A 16306-nucleotide genomic window follows, 5' to 3' on the forward strand; every position below is an offset into this window, starting at 1 on the left:
GACTCCCATATTCCTGGGAAGTAAGCATGACAAAAATACTCCTACTTTCCGATACCCACAGTTATATGGATGATGACGTTTTAAAATACGTAAAACAAGCAGATGAAGTTTGGCATGCTGGTGATATTGGCGACTTAAAAGTTACCGATGCTATTAAAGCGTTAAAACCATTAAAAGCCGTGTATGGCAATATAGATGATGAAAAAGCCCGGATGGAATTCCCATTAGACAACCGCTTTATGTGCGAAGATGTTGATGTTTGGATAACCCATATTGGTGGTTATCCAAATAAATACAATGTTAGGGTTCGGGAGATGATCAAGGAAAATCCGCCCCGTATTTTTATTTCAGGTCACTCGCATATTTTAAAAGTCATGCCGGACAAAAAACTCAATTTAATACATATGAACCCTGGTGCCATAGGCAAACACGGTTTTCATCAAGTACGCACCATGTTACGTTTTACAATTGATGGGAAAAAAATTGAAAATTTAGAGGTTATTGAATTTAAGAAATAAAAAAGCCCAAGATCTTCACCTTGGGCTCACGCACTAATACTACTAAGATGAAAGGTTTATCGTAATCGATCTACAGATTTTACAAGATCTTCATCCTTTTTGATGGCCTTATTAGCTAATGCCAATAACACGATAGAAACAATTGGAAGAAAAATCCCAATACCCTTCTCAGAAACAACCGTTTCTCCAGATAAGTTTAGAGACAGATACACAAATAATCCTAGTAAAATAAAGTTTAATATGATGTTCAGTCGTCCCAACATAAATTGCGACTTCCTACTTTTAAATCTTGTTATGGAGATAAGCGATAATGCTGCCGATACAATAAACATAATTACAATGTAATTAATATCCATTGCAAACACTTTTACATCTTCTGGCGTGGTCCATAATTCAAACACACCAATTAAACCACCTGAAACTACAGCAGCCAATAACAAATATAAAGTTTGAATTCTTTGAAGCATTAATTATCTAATTTATCCAGAGCAAAAATAGCAGTTTCTTTTAAAATTAAACTAAAAAAAAGAAAATAAAGTTGTATAATTGCAGTAATGATTTGCAACTATCAGAGTTGTAAGGCATTAATTCTTCAAAAAAATAAGATCAATTTTTCTTCGGAATCATTCAACTTAACAACATTAAAATAAAACATTCAATTCAACATCAATGTTTGAAATATCTCAATTAAAAGCAATGAAGCTACCTGAATTACAGGAAATAGCTCAAAAACTGAACGTTCCAAAATATCGTTCATTAAAAAAATTAGATTTAGTTTATCAAATTTTAGACCAACAAGCCGCCAACCCAAAAGCGGTAAAAGAAGTTGTTCCTTCTGAAAAAAAATCTGAAAGCCCAACAGAAAAACCTGTTGAAAAAGCACCTAGAAAACGCGTACAGAAACCTGCTCGCGAAAACAAACCTAGTGCAGAACGCACAAAAGAACCTACGGCTCAAAACAGTGTAAAAGATTCTAGTAAGGACAGTACAAAAGAAAGCAGCACACAAAAACCTGCTCCAGAAAAGTCTAAAACGCCTCAAAAACAAAACAAACCTAACCCGAGACCAAAGTCAAATCAGCCACAGAAACGTGATGACAAAAATGGCAATACGCGCGATGATAAGCAAAAGGATAATCGGACTCAAAACCAGAAACACGACAAAAAGAATAACGGTAATAAAGACACACGGAATCGCTACAGAGAACCCGACTTTGAGTTTGATGCTATTATAGAAAGTGAAGGTGTTTTAGACATTATGCAAGATGGTTACGGTTTTTTACGGTCATCCGATTACAACTATTTATCCTCTCCTGATGATATTTATGTATCCCAATCGCAAATTCGTTTATTTGGTTTAAAAGTAGGAGATACGGTTTTAGGAAATGTAAGACCCCCAAAAGAGGGTGAAAAATATTTTCCACTTATAAAAGTTATTCGCATTAATGGTCAAAGTCCAGAAGTGGTAAGAGACCGCGTTTCTTTTGAGCATTTAACACCGCTATTTCCGCAAGAAAAATTTAATATAGCAGAAAAGCAAAGTACCATTTCAACACGAATCATGGATTTGTTTTCGCCTATTGGAAAAGGTCAACGTGGAATGATTGTATCACAACCTAAGACTGGTAAAACCATGTTATTAAAGGACGTGGCAAATGCCATTGCAGCCAATCACCCAGAGGTTTACCAAATGATTCTTTTAATTGATGAACGTCCAGAAGAAGTAACAGACATGCAACGCAATGTTCGCGGAGAAGTTATTGCCTCTACCTTTGATAAAGAAGCGCATGAACACGTGAAAATTGCTAACATTGTTTTAGAAAAAGCAAAACGTCTGGTAGAATGCGGACATGATGTGGTTATTTTATTAGATTCCATTACACGTTTAGCACGAGCCTACAACTCGGTACAACCAGCATCTGGTAAAATATTAAGTGGTGGTGTGGATGCTAATGCGCTACACAAACCAAAACGTTTCTTTGGTGCGGCTCGAAATATTGAAAATGGTGGGTCATTAACGATAATTGCTACGGCATTAACAGAAACAGGATCTAAAATGGATGAAGTTATCTTTGAAGAATTTAAAGGTACTGGTAATATGGAGCTACAATTAGATAGAAAAATATCGAATCGTCGTATTTTCCCTGCCATTGATTTAACATCTTCAAGCACGCGTCGTGATGATATTTTATTAGACGAAACAACGATACAAAGAATGTGGGTAATGCGTAAATACTTAGCAGATATGAATCCTGTTGAAGCTATGGAGTTTATCAACGAACGTTTTAAACAAACTAAAAATAATGAGGAGTTTTTAATCTCTATGAATGGTTAAAATCTGCATTACTGAATAATACTAAAAAATGCCTTGAGAAATTCTCAAGGCATTTTTATTTATAAACAAAACTGGATTTAACTTTTCAACTTTAAATTTTCACCATAAAAAAAGCTTCTCACGAAGAGAAGCTTTTAATATATGAACTTTTCCTCTTTACTTATAAAGAAGCTATATGCATAGCTAAACCAGACTTTAAGTTGGCAGCTTTATTAGCATGTATAATATTTTTCTTCGCTAATTTATCAATCATAGACGATACATCAACAAACAATTCTTGAGCTTGCTTCTTATCAGTCGTGTCACGCAATTTTTTAATTGCATTACGCGTTGTCTTATGCTTATATTTATTAACTAAACGTTTAGATTCGTTACTTCTAATTCTCTTTAACGCTGACTTGTGATTTGCCATTTGTTTCTTTTCTTATTAAAAATTGTAGCCCGTAGGGGAATCGAACCCCTCTTACATGGATGAAAACCATGCGTCCTAGCCGATAGACGAACGGGCCATTTTGTTTTTGAGTGTGCAAATATAAATTTTTATATTTAAACTTGCAAGCCTTTTGTTTGACAAAATAACTCACAATGTTTCCATTGCGGATGCAAAAATACAACTATTTTTAAATGTTGCAACAACTATTTGAACTTTTTTAAAAATATTTTCAATTAGTACGCTTTTGCAAACAGCACACGTCGTTTGGATGGCTTACCAGAGTACACACAATCACCACTTTGCGTGTCAACTTCCATAGGAATACATCGAATGGTAGCTTTTGTAATTTCTTTTATTTTTGCTTCGGTTTCTTCTGTTCCATCCCAATGAGCCGAAATAAATCCGCCTTTTGTTTCTAAAATAGTTTTGAACGTTTCAAAATCTTCTACTTCTGTGATATGTGAATCTCTATAATTTAATGCTTTTGTATATAATGCCGTTTGGATTTCTTCCATTAAACCTTCTACAGTAGCCGTTAGATTATCTATAGCAATTACTTCTTTAGTTAAGGTATCACGTCTGGCTAGCTCCACAGTTCCATTTTCAAGATCTTTTGGCCCAATAGCTATACGTAATGGTACACCTTGCAATTCGTGCTGTGCAAATTTAGCGCCTGGTCTAAAGGTTGTTCTATCATCAAACTTAACGGTAATACGTTTTGAGCGCAATTCACCCATAATTACATTAACGAGTGTTGTAATTTCTTCTAATTGCTCATCTGTTTTATAAATTGGTACAATTACGACTTGATTTGGCGCTAAGTTAGGTGGTAAAACTAAACCATGGTCGTCACTATGCGTCATAATTAGCGCCCCCATTAATCGGGTTGACACACCCCAAGATGTTGCCCAAACATATTCTTGCTTTCCTTCTTTAGTTGCAAATTTAACATCAAACGCTTTTGCGAAATTCTGTCCTAGAAAGTGAGATGTTCCCGCTTGTAAAGCTTTCCCATCTTGCATTAAAGCTTCAATACAATAGGTTTCAACTGCACCTGCAAAACGTTCGCTATCGGTTTTAATACCTTTTATAACTGGTATAGCCATAAAATTCTCAACAAAGGTTGCATAGACATTATTCATTAATTCTGCTTCCTTAATTGCTTCCGCCTCTGTTGCGTGCGCTGTATGTCCTTCTTGCCATAAAAATTCGGCTGTTCTTAAAAAGAGACGTGTACGCATTTCCCAACGTACAACGTTGGCCCATTGATTTACAAGAATTGGCAAATCTCTATAGGATTGAATCCAACCCTTGTAGGTATTCCAAATAATAGCTTCACTAGTCGGTCTTACAATAAGCTCCTCCTCTAGTTTTGCTTCTGGATCAACACGGAGTTTCCCTGGTTTATCTGGATCGTTTTGCAATCTATAATGAGTAACAATGGCACATTCTTTAGCAAACCCTTCGGCATTTTTCTCTTCGGCTTCAAACAAACTTTTAGGAATAAATAAGGGAAAGTAAGCGTTCTGGTGACCCGTTTCTTTGAACATTCGGTCTAATTCGGCTTGAATCTTTTCCCAGATAGCAAACCCATAAGGTTTAATTACCATACAACCACGTACGGCTGAATTCTCTGCTAAGTCCGCCTTAACAACTAATTCGTTGTACCATTTGGAGTAGTCTTCTTCTCTACTTGTAAGTTTTTTGCTCATATACAGGATTTTGGCACAAATATTGCGACTATGTTAAATATAAGAATAGTTTCGCAAAACTAACTATTTTTGTTATGTTCAACAATAAAATTAAGAGATATGTCCTTTAAAAACTACTTTACAGAAAAAATACCCACAATAGCTATTTTAAGCAGCTTGCTTTTAGTGACGGCTTGTGGTACCTACCAACAAGTGGACGATAGTGATGGAATTTACAGTTCCAGTTCCGTTGAACCAGAAACTTACGTAGAAGCTAATAATGCTAGCAGTACGTATTATGAAAATTATTTTAAAGAAAAATCTTCTGAATTAGAATTATATTCTGAAAATGAAGTTTTTACAGATGTAGATGATTATGAAGGCGAATATGTAGAAAATGATTCATTAGAAGTTGAACGAGAATCATACGCTGGTTGGGGTCAAGAGTCCTCTAGTGTTTCCGTTAATATTTATAATAGCGGTGGTTTTTACAGTCCATACTATTCTCCTTTTGGTTTTGGTTATGGTTATGGTTATGGTAGCTGGGGCTATGGCGGATATTACAGTCCTTGGTACGGCGGTGGCTATGGTTATTACCCACCTTATTATGGTGGATATTACCCTCCTTATTACGGTGGTTACTATCCGCCTTATTACGGAGGTGGTTATTACTACAGAAATAATGTAGCCTATGTAAACGGAAGAAGAGGTTCAGTGTATGCGAACAATTCAAGACGTTATGCAAGTTCTAGGTACTATGATTCTGATCGTATTTATAACGCGCAAGCCAGAAGAAGCACCACTAATGGTGACGTTACTAGACGAAGCAGAACGCAATCTACATATTCAACACCTAGAAGTACGCGCTCCAATAATGAGGTTCGCACTCGTACACCTCGAGTGGACGCCAACACACCACGTGTAAGAACAAATACTAACAACACACCGCGTGTTCGGACCAATACGAATAACACACCTCGTGTTCGTACCAATACAAATAACACACCTCGTGTAAGAACAAATACAACAACCCAACCAAGAACCAATAATTCCTTTAGTACGCCTAGAAGATCTTCATCGCCTACAATGAGCACTGGCGGAAGTCGCAGTAGTTCAGGTGGTGGTGTACGAAGTTCTGGCGGAAGACGTGGTGGTGGACTGTAAACCATAATTAAAAAGAAAAAAATTGTTATATGAAAAAGATACTCCTACTATCTATGGCCATTTTGAGCACGTCCTTAATCCACGCTCAAGATATTTCTGACGCCTTACGATACTCGCAAGATAATGTTCAAGGGACGGCAAGATATAGAGCTTTAAGTGGTGCATTCGGTGCTTTAGGTGGCGACATGAGTGCCATTAGTATTAACCCTGCAGGTTCTGCTGTTTTTACTTCAGGACATATCTCTATGTCTTTATCTAATATATATACCAAAAATAAAACTAGTTTTTATGATGGTTACAGCGAATCAACCGAGTCAAATTTTGATTTAAATCAGACTGGAGCCGCTTTTGTGTTTAATAATACTAACCCAAACTCCATTTTGAAAAAGTTCACTATTGCCGCGGCTTATGATAAGATAAGTGACTACGATAATAATTGGTTTGCTTTTGGGAATAACCAAAATCGCTCTATCGGTTCCTATTTTGAAGGCTATGCCAATGGCTTAAGACTTGACGAAATTTCTGCTTTTCCAGATGAAAGTTATTCTCAAGCCTATAGAGAAATAGGTAGTACTTACGGCTATGGTAATCAACAAGCTTTTTTAGGGTATGAATCATATATTCTAGAACCTTTAACAAACGATGATGATAATACCATTTACGCGTCCAACATTGCTCCGGGCGAGTATTACCAGGAGTACAGTTATGCATCACGCGGATACAATGGGAAATTTACATTTAATGCAGGTGCACAGTTGGGTGAAAAATTATATCTAGGACTGAATTTAAATTCTCATTTTATAAACTACGATCGATCAACGTACTTGTATGAAAGCAATGACAATGTAGGCTCGACGGTAAATAGGGTGCGTTTTGAAAATAATATTTACACATCAGGTTCCGGGTTTTCATTTCAAATAGGTACTATTTATAAAGTAACTGAAAGTTTACGAGCTGGTTTAAGTTACAACTCCCCAACTTGGTTTACTATCAATGAGGAATCATCGCAATATGTTTCCACAGTAAGACAAGACGGCGGTGACACTGTCTCACAGGTCGTTAATCCGTATATTACTAATATCTATCCAAGTTATAGGTTGCAAAGCCCTGGGAAATTTACAGGTAGTTTAGCCTATGTTTTTGGAAACTTTGGTTTAATAAGTTTTGATTACTCGTTACGAGATTACGGTAGCACTAAATTTAAGCCTTCATCTGACCCTTATTTTAGATCGGAGAATAATAGAATGAGTAACTTACTAACTACAGCATCTACATATAAAGTTGGTGGCGAATATAAATTAAATCGATTAAGTTTAAGAGCTGGTTATCGTTTTGAAGAAAGCCCTTATAAAAATGGCTCGTTTGAAGGTGATTTATCGGGGTACTCTCTTGGTTTAGGCTATAACTTTGGAAATTCTACTAAATTAGACTTAACGTACGACCAAGCTAATCAAACAAATGAGACCCAATTATATAGCGTAGGATTAACTGACCGAGCGCATATTGACAGACGTAATTCCAATGTAACATTGACATTAAGTTTCAATTTATAAAGTAAAAATCGTTTTAAATAAGTTATACTTTAGTTACAAAAAAAAGCCTAATATATGTATTAGGCTTTTTTTTGTGGAATGACATAGAGTATAAATTATTCGATTATAAATTGTGATATTCAAAACATACACGTATTTGAAAACTTTAGTTTTATTAAGTACATCGTTAGGATTAATTCGTTTATAATATTATACCCTTAGGGGTTCTAGGTTGGCTAACACAAAACCTTCAGCAATCTTTAAAAAGCGTAACGATTTTGTATTTGTAAGAAAATACTATTTTTCCATACATCATCTATATACTATCCATACATCATCCATACATCATCCATACACTAGCTATATAAAAACTCCGTCCTGAAATAGCTATACAGGTTATTAATTAAATCCTAATATAATTATACCATTCTAATTTAACATCCTAAAATGTATATATGTTCTATACATCACGTTGATACCAATGCGCGAGATTGATTCTTTTGTTACTACACAACAGACCTAAAAAAAAGCTAAACAATTATATTTCTATAAAAGTTTAGCCTTTTTAACGGTTGGTTAATTAGTTGTTCTAACGCTTTAAGGTAAAGTGCGCTTTAAATTGTTTCATAGCTTCGTCAGACGGCTCTTTATAATCTATACTAAACCAATAGTCACTTGATGGTAATGGTTGTCCATTATAATTTCCATCCCAACCTGGTCCGTTTGGATTTAATTGTTTTACTAATTTGCCATATCTATCAAATATATAGATTTTCACATTTTCTAATGAGGTTATACCTGAAATTTGCCAAGTGTCATTATCACCATCATTATTAGGTGTAAAGAAAAGTGGATAATCTAATACCAATACGGTTTCACTTGCTTCTCCACAACCATTAATATCTCTGGCTTTAATAATATGTTCGCCTATGGAGACATTTGTGAAGGTATATGTATTAGTATTTGGTTCATTGCTAACCCATGGACCATTATCAATACTAAATTCAAATATTGCAGAACCATCACCTGAAGCCGTAGCCACAATAACATGGTTGTCCGCAAAAGCTTGTGTTGTTACCTCTGCCACTAAAACTGGTGGCGAACTAACTATAACTTCTGTTGTTAACATACTTGGACACAAATTATTTATATCTGTAACCAGTACTGTATAAGTACCACCCATCGTTGGTGCATAACTAGAATCTGTTCCTATGATGGTAGTTGGATTGCCCGCTTCAGTCCATTCAAATGTATACAGACTAGGATCTAGATTTGTATCTAAAATTGGACTATTTACAACTTCACTTCCATTTGTATTAATACATAATGTATACGAATCTTCTAACGTAAACGCTGGAATAGGATCTACTATAAGGGTCATAGTAGTGGTATCATAACAAATATCATCAACCGTTGTATCATTATCCACACGCACATAAATAACTTGTGGGTTCACGGTGTTTTCAAAAGGCACACTCGTATCTATTGCGTTGGTTGCCAAATCTGCATCTGTTTGAGATGTATAATAGGAAACCGTGAAGTTTGTTGGATTTTGACCATCTAACACCAAAGGATTTTGTGATACTAAATCAAAACCAACAGAATCATTTGTTGGATCGTTATCAAACTCCATATTATCATCACATAATGCAAAGTCCAATGGGTTATTATCCGGATTTGCCACAGCTGCTTCCTGAACAATAACAAAGAAACTTACAGTAGCAATATCACAACCGGTAGTTCTATTAGCTATATTAACAAATATCTCCTGTGGATTAACCGTATTTGGAAATGCAGATGGATTCGCTATACCTCCTGTACCAGCTTCTGCAGCTGCCAATGTTGTATAGTATGTTACATTGAAATCAGTGGTGCTCTGACCATCTAAAATATCCAACTCTCTTTGCGTTAAATCGAACGTATAAACACCATCAAACGGATCATCACAAGCTATGATATCTTCAACTGAAGCCGGTGTATCCGGTAATGGATTTACAATAATATCAAAGGTTACAATGGTATAGCAACCTGTTCCTAAATCAGCAGGATCTGCTGGATCACCTGTTTTTGTAACACGTACATAAATTGTTTGTGTTGAGCTCTCATTAGGATACATGGTTGGATCAGGAATTGGATTGTTCCCAGATTCTGCATCAGCCATTGTGGTATGATACGTTACCGTTTCATTAAACGCATTCATCATAGCTGCTTCATTCTGTGTAAGATCAAATTCTTCTTCTAAATCACCGGGATTATTGTCATCACATAATTCTAAATCTGGTAATACATCATTTGGTGTTGGCAAGGTATTTACAACTAGTGTTAAGGTTGTAACTGCATAACAGCTATCACCACTTGTTGTTTCAGTAACCGTTACAAAAATGGTTTGTGGGTTATGCGGTAAACCATTTACTGATGTATTGGTATAATCCGTATAATCAGGAATTGGTGTTCCAGACATAATATCGGCCATGGTTTCATAATAATCTACACTTAATGTAGCATCGTTACCAGTAATGATATCATCTTGACTTGTTAAATCGAAACTTGCAAAACCATCATTACTTATATCGTCATCACAAATTTCAAATAAACCATCTTCGGAAGCAATTGTTGGTGGTAAATTAACCACTAAATTAAATTGACCCGTCGTGATACACCCATTTGCGCCTTCTAATCTCACGTATATTGTTCTATCAGCCGTAACATAATTTGATAATTGCGGCTGAACTATTGGATTAATTCCAGGAGTGGCTTGAGCATTTGCTAAAGACTCATGGTACGTTAACACATAATCAGCTGGATTTTGTGTTCCGTAGATTACGGCATCCATGGTTGTTAAATCGAAAGCTGTGATACCATTATAATCATCGTCACATTCCGAATAGTCATCAATAGTTAACGGTACGACTGGTGTTGGTTGAACAATTAACGTTAATTCAACAATTGTAAAACAACCGGTTGTTGGATTTTCTGCTCTTACATAAACAATGTCGATGTCTTCATCATTATTTTCATAAAAATCAGGTAATTCATTTACGCCATCAAATGCATTCTCATAGGTTCCATGATAGGTAATGTTATTTCCTTCACCATTATCTATTTCTATGGTTGCTGATTGTAAATCGAAAATAGCATAACCATCATTATCATCGTCACATTCCTCTAATGGTGTGATGTTAGCCGTTGGTGTTGGTGTTGGCACATTAGACACCTCAAGTGTTAAGGTTGACGTATTGGTACAACCTGTTGTTCCATTGGTTACTAAAACAAATAATGTTTGCGGGTTATGTGGTAAGCCGTTAACACTTGTGTTTGTATAAGCTGTAAAATCTGGAATTGGATTGGCGGGAATATCAGCAGCTGTTTCAAAATAGCTTACAGACCAGTTGGTATTTCCACCTGTAATTAAAGCATCTTGAACTGTTAAATCAAATTCCGCATAGCCATCATTATCAACGGTATCATCACAGATGGTTAAAAATAGTGCTGCAGCTGTCGTTTCAGGAACAGGCAATGGATTCACAATTAAATCCAAAGTCGTAACTGTATAACAGTTGGTTGTATTATTTTCTACACGAACACCTACTGTATGTAAATCCGGAATTGTATTTGTGTATGCGGCTGGAGTTCCAATATAACTAGGCGCTGTTATCCCTATATCGGCATCCGCTGGATCTGCATAATAGGTAACCGTATAATCTGCTGGATTTAAGCCCATCAGCACATCTGCATTTCTGATGGTTAAGTCGAATTCTGTTAAACCATCTGCCACGGCATCATCACACAATTCAATTGGATCTAGATTTTCGTCAATCACAGGTGTTTCATCTACTACTAATAATAATTGCACGATTGTTGGACAATCGGTAGTTGCTCCTGCATAATCCACTCGGATGTAAATAATCTGACCTAATAAATTTGATAGTGTTGTACCTAATGGCAATACGTCATCAATGGCATTTTGTTGTGTTAAGTGAAATGTTACCTCTAATGCTGGGTCTGTTGTAACTTGTGCTGCAATACCTGACAAATCGAATGTTCCTAAACCATCATTATCTGGATCACAGTAATGCAAGTCTGCTGGTGTATTAGCAGCTGGTGCACTTACTACGTTCAGTGTTAATGTGGTTGTATCAAAACATCCTGTTGTTGCATCTTCAACACGAACATGTACAATTTCACCATCCGTTCCAATATAGGCTGTTGCCGATGGTGTAACTTGAGGTGTTCCTGCTATAGCATCTGCAGCGGAATTATAATACGTTACAATATAATTGGGGTTATTCCCAGTAATTTCGTTATTCGTAACGGTTAAATCAATTTCGGTCATACCATCTGGCACATTATCATCACAAGCAAATAATGGCGCTGGTGCAATAATAGTTGGCAAAGGATTGATGGTTACAACAAAATCATTTTCTGCTGAACAATTAGGTGTTGTTCCTGTTTCAGCATACACATAAATTGTTTGTGTGGTTGTAATACTCTGTCCTGCCATTAATACAGTTCCAGTTCCTCCTGCCCCTGTATAATAGGCTCCATTGGTTAATGCTGGCAACGTATAGGTAACACATTCCGTAACATCGGCAGGATCATCAACTAGAGGTGTTGGGTTAATGGTTACATCAAAACTATTTTCTGCAAAACAGTTTGGTGTTGTTCCTGTTTCTGCATATACATAAATGGTTTGACTGGTAGTAACGGACTGACCTGCAGTTAATACCGTTCCAGTCCCTAAAGGACCTGTATAATATGTTCCAATGGTTAAGGCAGGCAACGTATAAGAATCACAGATGACTACATCAGCTGGATTATCAACATTTGGTGTATTATTAATAGTCACTTCAAAATCATTTTCTGCAAAACAATTTGGTGTTGTACCTGTTTCAGCATACACATAAATTGTTTGTGTACTTGTAATTACTTCTCCAGCAGTATAAGCTGTTCCTGTTCCTCCAGTTCCTGTAAAATACGAACCATTTGTTAGAGCTGGAAGTGTATAACTATCACAAGCAATGACATCTAATGGATCATCAACTATAGGTGTTGTATTAATAGTGACATCAAAACTATTTTCCGCAAAACAATTTGGTGTTGTTCCTGTTTCTGCATATACATAAACAGTTTGTGAAGCATTGATAGCTGTTCCAGCTGCAATAATTCCACCAGTTCCTCCAGTACCATTATAATATTGTCCACCTGTTAAAGCTGGTAATACATACGTATCACAAGCAGTAACATCAGCTGGATCATCGATTGTTGGTGTATTGTTAATGGTTACAACAAAACTGTTTTCATCTGTACAATTAGGTGTAGTTGCTGTTTCACCAAACACATAAATAGTTTGAGTTGTTGAAATAGTATCGCCTGCATTATAAGCTGTTCCTGTTCCATTTGATCCTGTGAAATAATTTCCGCTCGTTAAAGCTGGTAAAACATAGGTATCACATGCCGTTACATCGGCTGGATCATCAACCGTTGGCGTTATATTTACAACGACAGTTACGGTATTTGTTGCTGTATCGTTTGGTGCTGTTAAGCCATCATCTGTTAACGTCACCTCATACGTGATTGTTGCTGCTGGTGGCGGCGACAATACGAGTGTTGGATTGGTGCCTACAACCGTAGCATTCCCTTGAACAGTCCAGCTATAGCTATATGTTCCTACTGCTGTTCCAGGTGAAGGGTTTGCGGTTAACGTCACATCTGCTCCAGCATCATTACATATAGCAGGTGTATCTGCAGTTGCAGTTACAGAAATGGTACAAACATCAATAGTTGCTACAAAACTATTCTCTGCAAAACAATTTGGTGTTGTTCCTGTTTCGGCATATACGTAAATAGTTTGCGTTGAGGTTATTAAATCGCCTGCATTTAAAACAGTTCCTGTTCCACCAGGCCCTGAATAATAAGTTCCATTTGCTAAAGCTGGCAACGCATATTCATTACAAGCCGTTACGTCTATTGGCGCATCGACTGTTGGTGTGTTGTTTACTGTTACGACAAAACTATTTTCAGAAAAACAATTAGGTGTTGTTGCTGTTTCAGCATACACATATATGGTCTGTGAGGCATTAATAGATGTACCTGCTGCAATAATACCGCCAGTTCCTCCTGCTCCATTATAATATTGACCTCCAGTTAATGCAGGTAATACATAACTATCACAGACGGTAATATCGGCAGGGTTATCTATAACCGGTGTATCATTTATGGTTACTACAAAACTATTCTCATCAAAACAATTTGGTGTCGTTCCCGTTTCTTCATATACATAGATTGTTTGCGTTGTACTTACCGATTCGCCTGCATTTAAAACCGTTCCTCCACCTCCAGATGCCGTATAGTAAGCACCACTAGTCAGTGCTGGTAAAACATAACTATCACAAACAGTAACAGCAGCAGGTGCATCCACTGTTGGTGTTGTATTAACGGTTACGGTTACTGTATTCGTTGCTGTATCATTTGGCGTTGTAAGACCATCATCCGTTAAGGTAACTTCATAAATTGTTGTTGCCGCCGGTGGTGGCGATAAAACCAAGGTTGGATTCGTTCCTAACACCGTTGCATCACCTTGAACATTCCAGCTATACGAGTAATTTCCTACTGCTACTGCCGGTGAAGGCGTTGCTGTTAAGGTTACATCTACTCCGGCATCATTACAAATGGACGGCATATCAGCCGTTGCGGTTACAGATAATGTACAACTATCTATAGTAATCGTAAACATATGTTCATCAAAACAATTTGGTGTTGTTGCAGTTTCGGCATAAACATAAATATCCTGCGTGGTTGTAATAACATCCGTTGCATTTAATACTGTTCCTGTTCCTGTTGGACCTCCTGTAGCTGTATAATACGTACCAACTGTTAATGCTGGTAAGGTATAATCGTTACATGCGGTTACATCTGCTGGGGTATCTACAGTTGGTGTTGTATTTACGGTAACGGTTGCTGATAAAGCCACTGCACCACCACAAACAGAATTCAAGTTATTTGCCGATAACAAGTTTATAGTTTGAGTGGTTGTAATTCCCGTAAGCGTAATAACTTCAATTCCCGTTGCGTCTAGCATAACGGATTGTGTTGCGCCTCCATTAATATTGTATTCTACCACATCATTTTCTGACCCAGTAATAGTAAATACAGCATCACCTGAATCACATACATCGGCACTTGCGGTAACCGTAACGGCTGGTGTAGGCTGAACGACCACTGTAATAGGTTTAAATGCTATATAATCGACTCCTGTTATGGCATCCGTATACGTAACTTGTGCAATATATGTAGTAGTTTGACTTGGTGTTACTGTTAAGTTTGCAGGATCTGTTCCTAACACCGTACCATCCTCCGCTAACCACTGAAAGGATGTAATGGGTGTGCCATTTGGATAAAACTGCCAAGCTTCTGGAGCTGTAAACGGAACATTCCAAACACCCGTATTTCTGCCTGGAGGCGCAATACCTTGGGTACCCGCATTATTTTGAATCCCAATAGCTGCTCTTCCACCAGCCCAATTAGAGCAAACATCTTTTTGAAATATATAGGTTTCAATGATATTTGTGGTTTCATAAAACATGATCATTTGGGAGGTTCTCGTTGCTCCCCAACATCCTGTTCCATATTGTCCCAGGTTAAAGAAGCTAAATACAAATACTCTAAACGGCGCTTCACCTTTGACCGCGTAAGTCGTTTTAAAACTTGTAGGATCAATTCCATTATTTGCAACTGGATACATATCATGGATGGCACCAAATATATTACCATCTCTTAATGCTGCATCCGTATTATTTGGTATTAATTGTCCGGCTTGTGGCGTCCAATAATGATCATTTCCGGCATTACTCAAGTCAAAACTAACCGCACCATTGGTTGACAGCACACAACTATTATAATTTTGTTGGTAAAACTCGAAATCGAAAATAAAATTTTGAACACCACTCCAGTCATCATCAGTAGTTAAAGGTGTATCCGTAGCCGTTTCGCCAAATGAAAAAGGCGGATTTACTGGAATAGATCTAACACCGTAGCTGTTAGATTCTCCGACCACCGTGTAGTCTGCTGTTAACGTTAAAGGTGGAATGGTTCCCGTATTTCGATCCAAACAAAATGGATCTGTAATACACACATTACCGCCACAATTTACGTTACCAGAACTCGCTGTGATAGTCATTTCAGAAGACCCAGAACCAGCACTTATAGTTGCTGGAAAAACCCGAATTTCAATTTCAGCGGTATCACAATTTGTTGGATTGGCGTTTTCACAAATCTGGTAGGTAATATAATAAATACCTTGCGGTGTATTGGCTTCAATTCGAATGATAGGTGGTGTTCCAGGAGCTAGCGATGTTAAGCTCACAAAACTTGAAGCAGCTGATGTTTCTGTAAACGTAAAGTTTCCATATGTACCAGAATTAAGAGCGGTTCCATTAAAATAATCGTTAACAAAAATAACATTTCCTGCAGCATATGCAAAGTTTGGATTATCTGCACGTGCCGTAACCACATCATCTATGGCAATAAGCTGCGCATAAGTGGTACTAACTAATAAAAAACAGACTAAAGTAATTATCTTTTTCATGAGATTTTAACTAAATCCTTGACCATAGAGGGGAGATCTAAAAGCTTAGG

At 36.9% G+C, this 16306-nt stretch carries 8 protein-coding genes and 1 tRNA gene; 4 read left to right on the forward strand and 5 right to left on the reverse strand.

Features of this window, described 5'->3' with window-relative positions; translation table 11 throughout:
* Positions 1-26: 26 nt before the first annotated feature.
* Positions 27-518 (forward strand): metallophosphoesterase family protein, encoded by a 492-nt coding sequence (locus ACFPH8_RS12710; protein WP_376861475.1) that lies wholly within the window; start codon positions 27-29, stop codon positions 516-518.
* 56 nt (positions 519-574) lie between these two features.
* Here the strand turns inward: ACFPH8_RS12710 and ACFPH8_RS12715 are convergent, their stop codons facing one another.
* Positions 575-985 carry a DUF4293 domain-containing protein gene (locus ACFPH8_RS12715; RefSeq protein ID WP_248398294.1) on the reverse strand — a complete coding sequence of 137 codons (411 nt, stop codon included), beginning with the start codon at positions 983-985 and terminating at the stop codon, positions 575-577.
* 202 nt (positions 986-1187) lie between these two features.
* On the opposite strand from ACFPH8_RS12715, the gene rho reads away from it, so the two are divergent.
* Positions 1188-2852, forward strand: a complete 1665-nt coding sequence (gene rho / locus ACFPH8_RS12720) for a transcription termination factor Rho (RefSeq protein WP_376861477.1) — start codon at positions 1188-1190, stop codon at positions 2850-2852.
* Between the two features lie 160 nt (positions 2853-3012).
* Here rho and rpsT read toward each other — a convergent pair whose 3' ends face one another.
* The 3 genes from rpsT to proS form a co-directional block, all read right to left on the reverse strand.
* Positions 3013-3264: a 30S ribosomal protein S20 gene (rpsT, locus tag ACFPH8_RS12725; protein ID WP_248398289.1), complete on the reverse strand. Its 252-nt coding sequence runs from the start codon at positions 3262-3264 to the stop codon at positions 3013-3015.
* 25 nt (positions 3265-3289) lie between these two features.
* Positions 3290-3361: transfer RNA gene (locus ACFPH8_RS12730), tRNA-Glu, on the reverse strand.
* Between the two features lie 157 nt (positions 3362-3518).
* On the reverse strand, positions 3519-4997 hold the full coding sequence (proS, locus tag ACFPH8_RS12735; RefSeq protein WP_376861480.1) for a proline--tRNA ligase: 1479 nt from the start codon (positions 4995-4997) through the stop codon (positions 3519-3521).
* 99 nt (positions 4998-5096) lie between these two features.
* Here proS and ACFPH8_RS12740 point away from each other — a divergent pair, with 99 nt between their 5' ends.
* A complete protein-coding gene (locus tag ACFPH8_RS12740) occupies positions 5097-6140 on the forward strand; it encodes a hypothetical protein (RefSeq protein WP_376861482.1) in 1044 nt (347 codons plus the stop codon).
* Positions 6141-6169: 29 nt separating this feature from the next.
* A complete protein-coding gene (locus tag ACFPH8_RS12745; RefSeq protein ID WP_376861484.1) occupies positions 6170-7693 on the forward strand; it encodes an OmpP1/FadL family transporter in 1524 nt (507 codons plus the stop codon).
* A gap of 568 nt (positions 7694-8261) precedes the next feature.
* On the opposite strand, the gene ACFPH8_RS12750 is transcribed toward ACFPH8_RS12745, so the two are convergent.
* The gene (locus tag ACFPH8_RS12750) at positions 8262-16256 is read right to left on the reverse strand and encodes a T9SS type B sorting domain-containing protein (RefSeq protein ID WP_376861486.1); all 7995 of its coding nucleotides are present in this window, start codon (positions 16254-16256) and stop codon (positions 8262-8264) included.
* Positions 16257-16306: the final 50 nt, after the last annotated feature.

This window comes from Bizionia hallyeonensis (assembly GCF_042657385.1).
Taxonomy (GTDB): Bacteria; Bacteroidota; Bacteroidia; order Flavobacteriales; family Flavobacteriaceae; genus Algorimicrobium; species Algorimicrobium hallyeonense.